Here is a 14,899-nt window from a genome sequence, read left to right on the forward strand (position 1 = left end):
CTTAAACTTCTGTGTCATGAGCCATACTGATTTGTGCGACCACGGCCACCGGAGGCGAACCAATGAAACTGTTAGGCAGCTATACCAGTCCTTACGTGCGGAAAATCTCAGTTATCCTGCTGGAAAAGGATATTGCCTTTGAATTGGTCAGCGCCTCTCCTAACGGTCGTGATGCCTGCGTCACGGCGGTGAACCCGTTGGGCAAGGTGCCGGTACTGCTTAACGAGCGGGGCGAGGGTATCTTTGATTCGCCCATCATCGCGGAATATCTGGAGTTGGCCCATCCCGAACCGCCGCTGCTGCCGGCCGATCGCCTGGAAGCGCTGCGGGTGAGGCAAATTGAAGCGCTGGCCGACGGCGTGACGGATGCGGCCATGGCCATCGTTCGCGAATGCGGGCGCGGCGGCGGCCCCGATGAAAACGTGCTGTTGAACCAGCGCGCAAAAATCTGCCGCGGCCTGGACGCGCTGGAGGAACATGCCCACGAGGGCAGGCTGCTTAACGGCCCCACCCTGACGCTTGCCGATATTGCCGTGGCCTGCACGCTGGGGTTTATCAATTATCGCCGCGTGATGCCCAACTGGTGCGTGAATCGGCCGATGCTGGTGGCGCTGGCGGAACGGCTGTTTGCGCGCACCAGTTTTGCCCGTACTGCGCCGCCAGTAGCAGCGGCACTGTATGGCACTGAAATGTTATGACACAAACTGTGAACCCTCTCGAATAGTTAAAATTCATTCCCTCCTTACCTGTCTCGTGGTGTCCGCTGCGGCTAACGTTAAAGGATAGCGTTTATCAGCCCAGCCCACTCTTGGTAAAGTCACAGTGTCTAGGAGAAAACATGGCTTACAATCCCCCCTCAAGCCGGTTAATACCCGGCGAATATGGTTATCCGCTCGAACTTAAACCCCGTTACGACAACTTTATCGGCGGTGCTTGGGTCGCGCCGGTAAAAGGTGATTATTTTGTCAACCTGACGCCGGTAACCGGCCTGCCGCTGTGCGAAATCGCCAGTTCCAGCTCTGACGACGTCGACCTTGCGCTGGATGCCGCCCATAAGGCGAAAGCGGAGTGGGGCGCGATGTCGGTACAGACCCGCGCCAATATCATGCTGCGTATCGCCGATCGCCTGGAGCAAAACGTCGAGCTGCTGGCGGCGGTGGAAACCTGGGACAACGGCAAGCCGATTCGTGAGACCAGCGCCGCCGACGTGCCCCTGGCTATCGACCATTTTCGTTATTTCGCCTCCTGCGCGCGCGCCCAGGAAGGGGGCATCAGTGAAATCGACGGCGATACGGTCGCCTACCATTTTCATGAACCGCTGGGCGTGGTGGCGCAAATTATTCCTTGGAATTTCCCGCTGCTGATGGCCTGCTGGAAAATGGCCCCGGCGCTGGCCGCCGGCAACTGTATCGTCCTTAAGCCGGCCAAGCTGACCCCGCTTTCCATCCTGGTGATGATGGAGCTGATTCAGGATTTGCTGCCGGCGGGGGTGATTAACGTGGTCAACGGGGCGGGCGCCGAAATCGGCGAATACCTCGCCACCTCAAAGCGCGTGGCCAAAGTGGCCTTTACCGGCTCCACGGAAGTAGGCCAGCGCATCATGAGCTATGCGGCGCAAAACATCATTCCCGTCACGCTGGAACTGGGCGGCAAATCGCCGAATATCTTTTTTGCCGACGTCATGAACCAGGAAGATGCGTTTTTTGATAAGGCGCTGGAAGGGTTTGCCCTGTTTGCCTTTAACCAGGGCGAAGTCTGCACCTGCCCAAGCCGGGCGCTGGTGCAGGAATCGATTTACGAGCGGTTTATGGAGCGGGCGGTAAAACGCGTCGAGGCCATCCGCAGCGGCAATCCCCTTGATGCCCGGACCCAGCTGGGGGCGCAGGTATCCTCGGGGCAAATGGACACCATTCTCAACTATATTGATATCGGCAAAAAAGAAGGCGCCGAGATCCTCACCGGCGGGCGGCGCAAACAGATGGAGGGGCAACTGTCCGAGGGCTACTACCTGGAGCCGACCATTTTGTTCGGCAAAAACAGTATGCGCGTCTTCCAGGAGGAAATCTTCGGTCCGGTGCTGGCGGTAACCACCTTTAAGGATATGGATGAGGCGCTGGCGCTGGCCAACGATACGGATTACGGCTTGGGCGCCGGGGTCTGGAGCCGCGACGGCAACGTGGCCTATAAAATGGGCCGCGGCATCCAGGCCGGCCGGGTATGGACCAATTGCTACCATGCCTATCCCGCCCATGCCGCCTTCGGCGGTTATAAGCAGTCCGGTATCGGGCGCGAAACCCATAAGATGATGCTCGAGCATTACCAGCAGACCAAATGCCTGCTGGTCAGCTACTCCGATCAGCCGATGGGGCTGTTTTAACCCCAGGGTGACAAAGGCCGGCCTTTGCCGGCCTTTCTCTTGCTGACGCTTATAGCGCGGGCGTGGGAATGGACGTCAGCGTGGATGCGCGGCGGCGGATAAACAGCCGCACCAGCGTATACCAGCCCAGCACGCTTATCAGGTTAAACAGGTTGAACAGGCCGCTGCCGCCCTGGGCGTACAGCGTTTTTGCCAGTTCGATGCCCAGGGTATAAACCATAATGTTCAGCATGCCCAGCGCGGCGGACACGGTGCCCTTGCTCATGGCGCAGGAAAACAGCGTCAGCCGGTACAGGCCGGCGTTGGCGACGCCGATGCCGTAGGCGTACAGGCTCATGCCGGCGGTCATCCACAGATAGGCGTGGGGCGAGAACAGGGTGGCCGCGGTGGCCAGCACCAGCCCGCCGATGATCGGCGCGGCGCCGAGCTTGATCAGCCGATCCACGGTACGCCGGCCGCTTAATCGCGCCAGGGTGATGTTGCCCAGGATCAGCGCGCCGAACACCGGCATCTGCAGCAAGCCGTATTCCATCGGCGTCATCCCCCCGTCGCCCATCAGGATCACCGGCGACTGGGCCAGCCAGGACAGCAACGGCAGGCAGGCCAGTCCGATGGCCATGGCGCCGTACAGGAACTGGCGGTTGGTCAGCACCACCTTATAGTCGCGCCACAGGCCGCCCGGAGAAAACGACTCCCCCAGGCGCGAGGCGGTTTCGGGCATGGCGCGCCACAAGCCCGCCAGCGCGATGGCCGAGAGGCCGGCAAACAGCACGAACATGACCTGCCAGGAGGCCAGCTGGATAATAATGGAGCCGGCCAGCGGGCCTAATAACGGGGCAATCAGCGCGACGTTGGCCATCAGCGCGGTAATTTTGATGCAGGTGGCTTCATCGAACGACTCCTGGATGGTGGCATAGCCCACCGCGCCGATAAAACACAGTCCGAACCCTTGTAAAAAACGCAGCGCCATAAATTGCTCAATGGTTTGCGCCAGCAGAATGCCGAGGCAGGCGGCAATAAAAAACATCACCCCGGCCAGCATTACCGGGCGCCGGCCACGGCGATCCGACAATGGCCCCAGCAGCCATTGCAGCACCATGCCGCCGCCCAGGTAGGCGGTCATGGAGGTCGGAACCCATTCCCGGCCCGCATTAAAGGATGCGACCACCGCCATCATGCCCGGCTGGATCATGTCGTTGCCGATATAGACGGCAAATTCGAACAGCACCAGGCATAACGGAAATAGCAACGCCCTCCGGCCTAAACGAACGGAGGGAGATAATGAGCTTTGCATATTATAACCAGCTGAAATATAAAGTTAAAAACAAAATAATCCGTCAATGTTTTTAACATTGGCCGGCTATTTTGCATTTATTTTAAATCCCACGCAACCCCGGCCGAAATTATCCTTCATCCGGATAATTCATTTTTTACTTTGCTTCCTCATTTGTAGATATATAGCCTATTTTTAAGATATTGAAGATTAAGCGTATGCATACAAAATGCGGATAGGGATGAAGTGAGTGGACGAAGATAAAAGAATTGACTGGATAGATAATCTGCGTGCGCTGGCCTGCATGATGGTGATAATGATCCACACCACCTCGTTTTATGTTACCCATGGCCTGGACATCGGTGAGCACAACTGGCTGCTGGCCAATGTGCTTAACTCCGCGTCGCGGGTTGCCGTTCCGCTATTTTTTATGATATCGGGCTTTCTTTTTTTCGGCGCCAGGCGCGCCGGCGCCAGACATTTCCTGCGCATGGGGCTATGCCTGCTGTTTTACAGCCTGATCGGGCTGCTGTATATGGCGCTTTTTACCCCCATCAACGCGGCGCGGGCGCTGGAAGGGGCTTTGCAGAAGCCGGTTTTCTACCATCTTTGGTTTTTCTACGCGGTGATGGTCATTTATCTGCTGTCGCCGCTGATCGAAATCAAACCGGTGTCCGCCGGTTTTCTGGCGACGATAATAGTGCTGCTGGCGGTGATGGCCAATCCCAACACCGTAACGTTCAATCGCGGCCATATAACCTTGCTGCCGGTAAACCTGTTTATCAGCGGCGATACGTTTTATTACATCTTGTATGCGGTGCTGGGCCGGGCCGTGGGTATGCTTGATCTGCGCGGTAAAAAAATCCCCGTGATCGCCGCGGCGCTGTTTATTATCAGTGTCGTGCTGGTGGCGGTGGGCACGAAAAAGCAGCTGATCGTTAATGGCGACTTCGCCGATACCTATTACCTTTATTGCGGCCCCCTGGTATGTATCGGCGCCGTCAGCCTGTTTGTATTTTTTAAACAGGCCTGCCGGCGGCAATGGTGGCCGCCGCTACGCCTGATCTCGCGCTATTCGCTGGCTATTTATGGCTTTCATGCGTTTATCATTCATTTTATCCGCACCCATGGCCTGGATTTTAAAGCGGCGCCGCCGCTGGATATCATGTATGTGTTTATCGCCACGCTGTTGGTGAGCCTGCTGCTGGCGGCGGGGCTACGGCGCGTTGATGTGCGCCGCTGGGTCAGCTGAAATCCCGGATCCGGGGTTGATATGCCGGCAGGGCGTTATTCCTGCCAGCGCTGCTGCGCCCGGCGCAACTGGCGGCTGGAGGAAAAACCGGCGGCCAGCGCCGATTTCTCGATGCCCTGGCCCTGCTGTAAACGCTGCTGCGCCACCGCCAGTCGCAGCTGTTCGTGATATTCCCTGACGCTAAGCCCTAGATGTTCCCGGAACAGCCGGGTCAAATGGCGGCTGCTCATAAATACCTGCCGCGCCAGCGCGTCAAGGCGCCATTCCGCCTCCGGCTCATGGGCCAGGATGTCCTGGGCGCGGTGTACCGCCGGGTGCAGGTGATTACGGTGGCGCAGCCAGGGCGAAAGCTGCGGGTCGTCGCCGCCGCGGCGGAAATAAACCACCATTTCCCGGGCAGTGGCCATGGCCTGCTGCGGCCCGACATACAGGCTGACCAGGTACAGGGCCAGGTCAATACCGGCGGTAATGCCAGCGCTGGTAAATACCCCCCGATCCTCGACAAAAATCCGGTTGTCCTTGACCAGGGCCGCGGGAGCCTGCTGGCGCAGGCGCTCCATCACGTCATGGTGGGTGGTGCAGCGATACCCGTCCAGCAGGCCGGCCCGCCCGGCCAGCAGCGACCCGGAGCAAACGCACACCAGCGTCCATGTCCGATCCTGAAAGGATGATCGGCGCTCACGCAGCCACCGCTGCGCCTCCAGCGCCGGCGCGCTGTCCAGCTGCTGGCGGGAGTCGGCGACACCCGCCAGCACCACGATGCTGTCCGGCGGCAGGGAGGCCGGCAGCGGCGCAATCCGGCTGACGGTCATGCCGATGGAGGTGGTAATCTCCTCCTGCGGGCCGATGTAGTGCAGCCTGAAGGCGCCGGACAGCGCCAGCACCTCCGCCGGGCCGGTGAGATCCAGCGCCATGACCTGGGGCAATACCAGGAAATAAACATCACGCATCACGCTTGCTCCAGTTCCTCCAGGCAGCCGGCCACGGTGCGGATAGCGGCGAAACGGTCGATAAGCACCGTTTCGGTGTGGTGCTTGAGATCCGCGCTGCTCAGCGTCCGGCCGTCATGGGTCATGGGAAACGTCAGCGTCGCCTCGGTCACGAAAGTGACGCGATACCCCAGGTCCGACGCCACCCGGGCCGTGGTTTCGCAACACTGCTCGGTGCGGATGCCGGCGATGATCACGTGCTTGATGTCCCGCTCATCCAGCCATGCGCGCAGGCCGGATTCGGTCAGGGCGTTATGGACATGTTTGTGGAACGTGGCGTCGGCGGTATGGGTCAGGAACGGCAGCGGTTTTACCAGGCCGGACTGCGGGCTAAAGGGGCCGTCGCCGCTGTTATGGAAAATATCCACCAGCGCCGCGCCGCGCTGCCGGCACCCGGCGATAAGGGACAGCAGCGCCTGTTGAAAGGCGGGCACGTCGTCTTCCGACCAGAAGGGACGCTGCAGGAAAGATTGCTGGACATCGATAATCAATAACGCGCTTTGTGCCATTTCCGGACTCCGTGATAATGCTGTAGCACTATAGTGCCCATGGGTAGGGCACATAAACAGGCTAAATCCGGCCATGATCGGGCTAATTCGGGACAATACCGCCTAACGGCGCTGACGTGCGCCAGTAATCGTAATAGATATGCTCAACCTGGAAGTCGGTCTTTTGTTGATCGCCGGTGAGGCGATAGGCCAGGGAAAAGGCAAAATCAAAGGCGACGCCCAGTCCTTTACCGCTGAGCAGGTTGCCGTCCTCGACCACTTTCTCATCAATAAAGCGGCCGTCGCTGACTCCCCGGTGCAGATCGCCGGAGCACACATAGCGGCGTCCCTTGAGTAAATCGTTGCCGCCCAGCACCCGGGCCGCGGCCGAGCATAACGGACAAATCCATTTGCCAGCCTCATCGTGGCGGCGGATAAAATCCGTTACCAGCGGATTAGCGGCCAGGTTGACCGTACCCTCAAGGCCGCCGGGGATCACCACCGCGTCATAGAGCGTCTCCCGGCGATGCTCGAGCAGGGCGTCGGCGAACATCCGGATCTGGTGATAGCTCACCAGCTCAAGCCTATCCTGACATGAGAGGGTTTCAACCTTGATATCCAAGCGGCGCAGCACATCAATTACGATGATGGCTTCCGCTTCCTCAAAACCCTTCGCCAGCAATACGGCGACTGTCTTGGACATAATTCCTCCTGTTATCCTATGAAGTCATGACCTGATGCCATAGGGTAGCATGACGGCGTCGCAAAAATAGAACGCTGTTTTATTTTTGACAGGAGGATCGCAGATTTTCCGCGCCGGCTAATCTTCCGTCCAAACGCCTAATATGTAGCCGTCGGGATCCTTGAAATGAAAGCGTTGCCCGCCGGGGAAGGCGAATATCGGCTTGACGATTTCCGCGCCGGCGGCTTCCAGCTTTTTCAGCGTGCCGGGCAGATCGCTGGCGTAGAAAATGACCAGCGGGCCGCCGCCCGGGGTAATCGCCTCGGTGGAGGTAAAGCCGCCGGTAATCCTGCCATCGTAGAATTCGGTATAGGTCGGGCCGTAATCCGTAAACGCCCAACCGAACGCCGAACCATAGAACTGTTTGGCACGCTGGATATCGCTGACGTTGAACTCAACGTAATCCACCTGGCCGTTTGCGCCGATCTCTTTCATCAGGAATTTCTCCTTGTGAGTGGGGGTCACCTAAGTATGGCCCAGGTTCGGCTATATGACAGGCGGGTCCATTGCCCGGCCGCGTATTACTCCTGTTTGCCGTAATGCATGCCTTCCAGCTTCAGGCCGTCGGGATCGAGGAAAAAGACCGCATAATAGTCCGCATAATATTCGCCGGCCGGGTCGACGATGCTGGCGCCGTTGTGTTCCAGCCACGCCTGCAGCTCATCGACGTCCCGCCGGCTGTTCAGCGACCAGGCATAATGGTGGAATCCCACGTCGCCTTTACGATAAGGATGCTTTTTACCCTGCTCGTCCGCCTGGTAAATCCAAAAGCGCGTCGTGCCGTTGCTCCAGCCCATCGCCGCGGGCATTTCGTCCATCACGTCAAAACCCAGGAACGTAAACAATCCGCTGTAGAATTTCTTGGCAACGGCAATATCGCTAACGCTGATAACCAAATGATCGACTGCCTGGACTCGAGACATAGTTTCCTCCTGTTCTGCGCCGGCTTATGCTTGTTCCGGATTATGCCATAGCGTGGTAATGCCGCCCCGATCGCCGCTGATCGGATCGGTGGCCGGTAACGGCACCTGCCCGATATGCTGTTGCACCGAGGCCAGCCTGGCGGGATCGTCGCGGCATAAATCGGCGTTCATGCCGTTGGGATAAGCGCCGACCACCATAAAATCCTCGCTTGATTGCAGCGCTTTATGGCCGACGCCGGCTGGGATCAGCACCACATCGCCTAGGGACAAGGTGACGACCGGCCCGCTTTCACCGCCGAACTGCACCTGGGATTCGCCGGCGTAAACACCTAGCAGCTCGTGGCAATTGGAATGGAAATGGGTGAAGTTATAGATAATATACCGCCACTGGGCCGGCCAATCATTGGCGGCAAAATGACGTTCCAGCCAGGCCGCCGGATCGGGCGTTTGCGCCGGTATCACGCGGCGATAGATGACCAGGGGCAGCGGACTGTTGGGAACGCCGCCCACCGCTTCATTTAACGCGAGGGTTTCTATGGTCATAAGATCATCGCTCCTGCTCGTCTGGTAGGTCATGGGCTAATGCCATGAAGATCCGCAATAAGTCTTATCAGCATAGTTAATCGAGAGAATGATGCGAATGATTTACAGATTACACCGACAAGGCATAAGCTAGCCGGTGCGATGAACCGCATGTAGCCGCCGTTCATTAATTTCCCTTTAACAGGAGTAGATCTATGAGCAATGCATTTCTGGACGTCATCAAAGCCCGCCGGTCAATTTACGCCATCGGCAGGAATGTCGCGCTATCGGAAGACCAGATCGCCTCGCTGGTGAAAGACGCGGTCAAACATAGCCCCTCGTCCTTTAATTCTCAAAGCTCCCGTGTTGTCGTGCTCTTTGGTGAACAGCATGAAAAATTATGGAATATCATTAAAGAAACGCTGAGGAAGATTGTGCCCGCGCAATCCTTCGCCGCCACTGAAACCAAACTGGCCTCATTTGCCGCAGGCAAAGGGACGGTGCTGTTTTTTGAAGACACCAAGGTCATTGATGTTTTGCAAAAGCAATTTGCCGCCTATGCCGATAACTTCCCCATCTGGTCGGAACATTCCACCGGCATTGCGCAATTTTCAGTATGGACGGCCCTGGCTCAGGAGCGTATCGGCGCGACCTTGCAGCATTATAATCCCCTGATTGACGATGAGGTTAAACGCACCTGGGAATTGCCGGACAGCTGGAAACTGCGCGCGCAAATGCCGTTTGGCTCCATTGAGCAGGCGGCGGGCGAAAAAACATTTATCGACGATGAAGAACGTTTCCGCATTTTTAAATAACATCCCGGGCATGTTGTGCTTGGGCTAAGACGGGTCTGATGGCAAAACCCGGCTTGCGGGAGTGGCGGACATGCGTCCATCGCTCCCGCTTGTTTGCATGTCTGCCGGCATGGGCAAGGGATGGCGAACGATTTTTTTTGCACAGATGTTTTTCAGGTTCGGCCGGCGCGGCTATAGTATAAAAGGGCTGGTCAAAAAACAGGCAATATTTTGATAAGGAGCGAAGCGATGACCCGAATTCTGCTGGTATTTTTATTCTTTGTGGCAATCTGCGCCGGTATCATGGTGGTGCAAATGGGCGGCCGATATCCCTGGATTTAACTGTTCCTGGCGGGGATCTTGCGAAAGCCCGACCAGAGCTGCACCGTATTGATCAGCACCATCAAGGCCGTGAATAAAAACACCCAGCGAAAGCCCAGTACCGCCGAGACGCTGGAGCCGATGAGCGGCCCTACCACATTCCCCATATACATAAACGACTGGTTATAACCGAAGATACGGCCGGTGACTTTATCGCTGGAATATTTTACCAGCAGCGTCTGGACGGCGGGCATCAGCGCGCCGTCGGTGAATCCGAGCAAGAAGCGCAGCACGCCCAACTGCAAGGGCGTCTTCACCAGGGCCATGCAACAAAACAGCGCTATGCTTGCCATCATCGCCGCCATCAAGATACGCGAGGTGCCGATGCGGTCGCCCAACTGGCCCAGGCGCGGCGCGGCCAGCAGCGCCGACACGCCCGGCACGGCGGCGATCACGCCGCTGATAAACGCCAGATTGCCGGTATCGTTGTAGATATCTTTGATAAACAAAGTCAGAATAGGGCTTATCGAGCTGTTGGTCAGCTGGATCATCATGGTGGTAATAAACAGGCTGAAAATCAGGCCTGGATAGGGCAATGAATGAAAGATTGCCCGGCCCTTGAGCTGATCGGCTTTTTTGATGTTAACCGTTTTCTCTTTAATCAAGAACAGCGTCACCAGAAAGCTGGTAAACATCAGTGCCGACGTCACCAGGAATACCACCCGCAGACCCAGGTGATCGGCCATAAAGCCGCCGAGCAGCGGGCCGACAATCACGCCGGCCACCTGGCCGGTGGAAAGGGTGCCGAGCGCCCAACCGCTTTTCTCGCGCGGCACCTGCGATGCCACCAGCGCCATTGCGTTGGGAATATAACCTGATGTCAGGCCCATCAGCGCCCGCAGCAGGAATAACTGATAGACATTACTGGCAAAACCCTGCAGCGCAATCACCACCGCCATGCCAAGCGACGCGCGCAACAGCATCAGCTTACGCCCCCGCCGGTCCGCCAGGCTGCCCCACAGCGGCGCCACTACCGCGGAAACCAGGAACGTCGCGCTGAATACCAATCCCGACCAGATGCTGAGCGCCTCATGGGATCGCACGCCAAGTTGCTCAACGTACAGCGGCAAAAAAGGCAGGATTTGGCTCATGGCCAGGCCGGTGAAAAAACAGCCTAACCAAACGGAAAAGATATTGATCTTCCAGGCTTCCATGGGTCACACGCAGTAGGTAAGGATTAATAGCAAGTTTGCTAATGATATCATCGATGTGAAAAGTTACGGTAACGACTTACCGATAAAAAGTGTAGCAAAAACGCACGGTATGTTTTCCGCGCCGCCAGTCCAGACGGGGGAAGGTGGGCAAAAAAATAACTTGCGATTCTATCGCGCGCTATTTATAATAACACCATGAAAACGAAACATGATGACCCAAAAGCGACGGCTACGCCTTTAGCCCTTGACCAGCAGTTCTGCTTTGCCCTGTACTCGGCGAACCTGGCCTTGAACAAGGTCTACCGCAAATTATTGGTCAAGCTGGATCTCACTTACCCGCAATATCTGGTTATGCTGGTACTGTGGGAGCGTGACGAGGTGATGGTATCGGATATCGGCGAACGGCTGTATCTCGATTCCGCCACGCTGACCCCGCTGCTCAAGCGCCTGGAAACCGCCGGCCTGCTCGGACGCTTTCGCTCCGCGGCGGACGAACGCCAGGTGATTATCCGTCTGACCGACAAGGGCCGGGCATTACGGGAAACCGCGCGCACGGTGCCGGACGATATCCTGTGCGCCACGGCCTGCAGTGAAGAAAAGCTCAACGACTTAAAACGGCAGTTGCAAACCCTGCGCGCCCAGCTGGCGCAGTGGTAACCGCCCTGGGGGCCTGAGCGGCGACCAGGCTACCGCTATGGGCTATACTGAATAAAGCCCCTGCTTTTAAGTTGCAAGCGATTTAATCGCTTGCAATATATCTTCGTCCGGCACTCGGTCCGGCGAAGGCATCATCCAACAACGTAAGAGGGAAATAACCATGTCTATTGAAAAAGTTGTGTACCGCGCAAAAGCCAAAGCCACCGGCGGGCGTGATGGCCGGGCCACCTCATCCGACGGCGTGCTGGATGTCAAACTGGGCGTGCCGAAAGAAATGGGCGGCCCGGGCGGGGAATTCACCAACCCGGAGCAACTGTTCGCCGCCGGCTATTCCGCCTGCTTTCTGGGTGCGTTAAAACATGTCGCCGCGCAGGAGAAAGTGAAGCTGCCGGCGGACGCGTTTATCGAAGGCACGGTCGGCATCGGCGCGGTGCCGACCGGTTTTGCCATTGAAGCCCAGCTGGATATTCATTTAGCCGGCATGGATCGCGGCCTGGCCGAGTCGTTAGTGCAGAAAGCGCATGTGGTCTGCCCGTATTCCAACGCGACCCGCAATAACATTGATGTTAAACTTAACGTCATTAATTAGTTTTCAGCGTTAAACCGGTGCCGCCGCTCAGCGCGGCTGCCGGTGAAACCGGTTGGATAACGCCGCGAGCCTTTGCTTGCGGCGTTTTTTTTTGCCCGGCGCGCCCGCCGCAGGATAAACCGTTACTACCCAAAACTTTTTAATATGAAATTTGTCAAAATGGTTTCGCACATTAAAGGTATGCTTATCCATTCGTTGTTAGCCATGGCGGCATAAGTCGGGTGCGAATCCGCTAGCCAAATCGCCGGCAGCGAGACCTTAATTTATTGATTATCATGGACTATTGCCTTGATTAAATTAGTCAAACAGCTGTCGCAGCAAAAACTATCGATAATAATCGCTGTTTATGTGGGTTTTTTTCTTAACCTGTCGGTTTTTATCCGGCGTTTCGATGTGCTTCATCCGGTTACCACCGTCGGCCACATGGTTATCGCCCTTACCGAAATTATGGTGACGGTGCTATCCACCTTCTTTTTGCTGCGGCTGATTTCGCTGGGCGGGCGTCATTTCTACCGTACTGTGGCTACAGTATTGTTGTTAATCTCGGTTGCCGCCAGTTATTACATGACCTATTTTAATGTCGTTATTGGCTACGGCATTATTGCCTCTGTCATGACCACGGATATTGATTTATCAAAAGAGGTGGTCGGGTTTTATTTTGTCCTGTGGATGGTGGCGGTCAGCGCCTTGCCGTTGTTTTTGATCTGGAAACACTCGGTGAGCGGTACCCTGATCCAGCAGATGAAGACCCCCGGCCAGCGCATTAAGCCTCTGTTGATCCTACTGGTTACTTTGGCGCTGATCTGGCTGCCGGTGCGCTATCAGGATAAGGCGCAGAACGTGCGCGAAAAAATCACCAATATCGATCTGCCCAGCTACGGCGGCGTTATCGCGCATTCCTACCTGCCGGTTAACTGGATGGCGGCCCTCGGCCTGTTCGCCTACACCCATTTCGACGAAAACCAGGACAATGACACGCTGTTCGATCCCGCCAAGCAGTTTACCTATGTTCCTCCGGCCGGTATCGATGATACCTATGTGGTTTTTATCATCGGCGAAACTACCCGCTGGGACCATATGGGGCTGCTGGGCTATCACCGCGATACCACGCCCAAATTATCCCGCGAGAAAAACCTGGTGGCGTTTCGCGGGCAATCCTGCGATACCTCCACCAAACTCTCCCTGCGCTGCATGTTCGTGCGCGAGGGCGGGACAGCGGATAACCAGCAGCGGACGTTAAAAGAGCAGAATATCTTTGCGGTAATGCGTTCGCTCGGCTTTACCTCGGAGCTGTTCGCCATGCAGAGCGAGGTGTGGTTTTATAAAAATACCTATGCCAATAACTTCTCGTTTCGCGAGATGATCGCCGCGGAAAAACGCAACGACGGCAAATCCGTGGATGATATGCTGCTGGTGGATGAGATGAGCGAATCGCTTAAACGCTACCCCAAAGGCAAGCACCTGATGGTGTTGCATACCAAAGGCTCGCATTACCTCTATTCGCAGCGTTATCCGCGGGATTTTGCCCGCTACCAGCCTGAATGCATGGGCGTGGATCATGCCTGCTCCAAAGCGCAGCTTATCAATGCCTTCGATAACAGCGTGTTGTATACCGATAGTTTTATCGCAAGCGTCATCGACAGGATGCGCAATAAAAAAGCCCTGGTGTTCTACGCCTCCGACCATGGCGAGTCCATTGATGAAAACTACCATTTACACGGCACGCCGCGCGATATGGCGCCGCCGGAACAGTTCCGCGTACCGATGATGGTCTGGGCGTCGGATGCGTTCCTGGCCGACCAGCCCCATCGGGAGGCGTTCGACCGCCTGCAGGCCCAGCAGCGTATCGGCGCCACCCATCGCCATGAAGAGCTGTTTGATACCATTCTCGGCTGCCTGGGCTATACGTCGCCGAACGGCGGCATCAACCCGCGGAACAACTGGTGCGCCAAGCCTGCGGCCAAGGGGATGGCCCTGTAAGCGACAGGTACCGCCGGCGGCGCTTTTGTAAACAGTCGGCAGTATTTCTTGAAAAAGGGATTGACGCAAAAAGACGGCCGCAGTAAGATGCGCCCGCATTCGGTGAGTGGCGCAGCCTGGTAGCGCAATACGTTCGGGACGTATGGGTCGGAGGTTCAAATCCTCTCTCACCGACCAACCTCTTCAAGGTCTTGTCTCCAGCAGTCCAGACAAGGCAGAAAAAAAGCACGTCTTAGGACGTGCTTTTTTTTTGCAGCAAACCTCGTCCCTGACCAGCGCGCCCGTTTTGGGAAAAACGCTTCAGCCCCGCCAGCCGATATTATCGGGAACAGGTGATTTCCTGTGTAAAAATAACCGCGGCACGACGGCCGGCAAGGATTTGAGGCCCGGGTGGGGATAAGCAAATCCATAATTCGTTTTACAAAATATATTAATTATAAAAATTTACCTGACTGACATTTGAGATTATATGTTTATCTGCGGGTGAAAATATAAAAAGCACGCGGCGGGCTAAAATACGCTTCTATAAAAGGCAATCAATTGGCATCGATAAATCATGCCCGTAAATTCTCTTGTCGCTAACGCATTATCTTAAGTGGCAAAGCTGCATTTTTTCTTAAGCATTGCTGATGAATTGCTGAACAACTCTTTGAATAAATTTACCTTTACAACAGGAAATTAGCATTGGCATTGCCTGGATATGTCAAATAAATGTTAAAAAAGCTTGTATCTGCCGGCTTGACGGCGCATGTTATAAATTAGTCTGGATATTATTTTG

At 56.1% G+C, this 14,899-nt stretch carries 15 protein-coding genes and 1 tRNA gene; 8 read left to right on the plus strand and 8 right to left on the minus strand.

Annotated features, from left to right (window positions below):
• The first annotated feature begins 62 nt into the window (after nucleotides 1–62).
• Together ABUK12_RS17125 and ABUK12_RS17130 are read left to right on the plus strand one after the other, a co-directional pair.
• Entirely contained in the window at nucleotides 63–698 is a 636-nt protein-coding gene (locus tag ABUK12_RS17125; protein WP_410012978.1) for a glutathione S-transferase, read from the plus strand.
• A 140-nt stretch (nucleotides 699–838) separates the two neighbouring features.
• On the plus strand, nucleotides 839–2,377 hold the full coding sequence (locus ABUK12_RS17130; protein ID WP_410012979.1) for an aldehyde dehydrogenase family protein: 1,539 nt from the start codon (nucleotides 839–841) through the stop codon (nucleotides 2,375–2,377).
• A 49-nt stretch (nucleotides 2,378–2,426) separates the two neighbouring features.
• On the opposite strand, the gene ABUK12_RS17135 is transcribed toward ABUK12_RS17130, so the two are convergent.
• Nucleotides 2,427–3,671, minus strand: coding sequence for an MFS transporter (locus ABUK12_RS17135; protein ID WP_410012980.1), 1,245 nt, complete (start codon nucleotides 3,669–3,671; stop codon nucleotides 2,427–2,429).
• 229 nt (nucleotides 3,672–3,900) lie between these two features.
• Between ABUK12_RS17135 and ABUK12_RS17140 the strand changes: the two genes are divergently transcribed.
• The gene (locus ABUK12_RS17140) at nucleotides 3,901–4,902 is read left to right on the plus strand and encodes an acyltransferase (protein ID WP_410012981.1); all 1,002 of its coding nucleotides are present in this window, start codon (nucleotides 3,901–3,903) and stop codon (nucleotides 4,900–4,902) included.
• 35 nt (nucleotides 4,903–4,937) lie between these two features.
• Here ABUK12_RS17140 and ABUK12_RS17145 read toward each other — a convergent pair whose 3' ends face one another.
• From ABUK12_RS17145 to ABUK12_RS17170, 6 genes are all read right to left on the minus strand, one after another.
• Complete coding sequence (locus tag ABUK12_RS17145) at nucleotides 4,938–5,855, minus strand: GlxA family transcriptional regulator (protein ID WP_410012982.1); 918 nt, start codon at nucleotides 5,853–5,855, stop codon at nucleotides 4,938–4,940.
• Nucleotides 5,852–6,400, minus strand: coding sequence for an isochorismatase family protein (locus ABUK12_RS17150; protein WP_410012983.1), 549 nt, complete (start codon nucleotides 6,398–6,400; stop codon nucleotides 5,852–5,854). The genes ABUK12_RS17145 and ABUK12_RS17150 overlap by 4 nt, the downstream gene beginning before the upstream one ends.
• Before the next feature lie 82 nt (nucleotides 6,401–6,482).
• Nucleotides 6,483–7,082 (minus strand): DJ-1/PfpI family protein, encoded by a 600-nt coding sequence (locus ABUK12_RS17155; protein WP_410012984.1) that lies wholly within the window; start codon nucleotides 7,080–7,082, stop codon nucleotides 6,483–6,485.
• 117 nt (nucleotides 7,083–7,199) lie between these two features.
• A complete protein-coding gene (locus ABUK12_RS17160; protein ID WP_410012985.1) occupies nucleotides 7,200–7,556 on the minus strand; it encodes a VOC family protein in 357 nt (118 codons plus the stop codon).
• Between the two features lie 86 nt (nucleotides 7,557–7,642).
• Nucleotides 7,643–8,044 (minus strand): VOC family protein, encoded by a 402-nt coding sequence (locus tag ABUK12_RS17165; protein WP_410012986.1) that lies wholly within the window; start codon nucleotides 8,042–8,044, stop codon nucleotides 7,643–7,645.
• A gap of 24 nt (nucleotides 8,045–8,068) precedes the next feature.
• Complete coding sequence (locus tag ABUK12_RS17170) at nucleotides 8,069–8,587, minus strand: cupin (RefSeq protein ID WP_410012987.1); 519 nt, start codon at nucleotides 8,585–8,587, stop codon at nucleotides 8,069–8,071.
• Nucleotides 8,588–8,781: 194 nt separating this feature from the next.
• On the opposite strand from ABUK12_RS17170, the gene ABUK12_RS17175 reads away from it, so the two are divergent.
• Nucleotides 8,782–9,381, plus strand: coding sequence for a nitroreductase family protein (locus ABUK12_RS17175; RefSeq protein WP_410012988.1), 600 nt, complete (start codon nucleotides 8,782–8,784; stop codon nucleotides 9,379–9,381).
• A gap of 317 nt (nucleotides 9,382–9,698) precedes the next feature.
• On the opposite strand, the gene ABUK12_RS17180 is transcribed toward ABUK12_RS17175, so the two are convergent.
• Complete coding sequence (locus tag ABUK12_RS17180; RefSeq protein ID WP_410012989.1) at nucleotides 9,699–10,895, minus strand: multidrug efflux MFS transporter; 1,197 nt, start codon at nucleotides 10,893–10,895, stop codon at nucleotides 9,699–9,701.
• Nucleotides 10,896–11,090: 195 nt separating this feature from the next.
• Here ABUK12_RS17180 and ABUK12_RS17185 point away from each other — a divergent pair, with 195 nt between their 5' ends.
• From ABUK12_RS17185 to ABUK12_RS17200, 4 genes are all read left to right on the plus strand, one after another.
• Complete coding sequence (locus ABUK12_RS17185) at nucleotides 11,091–11,552, plus strand: MarR family winged helix-turn-helix transcriptional regulator (protein WP_410012990.1); 462 nt, start codon at nucleotides 11,091–11,093, stop codon at nucleotides 11,550–11,552.
• A 160-nt stretch (nucleotides 11,553–11,712) separates the two neighbouring features.
• Nucleotides 11,713–12,141 carry an organic hydroperoxide resistance protein gene (locus ABUK12_RS17190; RefSeq protein WP_410012991.1) on the plus strand — a complete coding sequence of 143 codons (429 nt, stop codon included), beginning with the start codon at nucleotides 11,713–11,715 and terminating at the stop codon, nucleotides 12,139–12,141.
• Between the two features lie 291 nt (nucleotides 12,142–12,432).
• On the plus strand, nucleotides 12,433–14,121 hold the full coding sequence (gene eptB / locus ABUK12_RS17195; protein ID WP_410016687.1) for a kdo(2)-lipid A phosphoethanolamine 7''-transferase: 1,689 nt from the start codon (nucleotides 12,433–12,435) through the stop codon (nucleotides 14,119–14,121).
• Between the two features lie 100 nt (nucleotides 14,122–14,221).
• Nucleotides 14,222–14,298, plus strand: a tRNA-Pro gene (locus ABUK12_RS17200).
• The last annotated feature ends 601 nt before the right edge of the window (nucleotides 14,299–14,899 follow it).

Source organism: Sodalis sp. C49, from assembly GCF_046352915.1.
Lineage (GTDB): Bacteria > Pseudomonadota > Gammaproteobacteria > Enterobacterales > Enterobacteriaceae > Acerihabitans.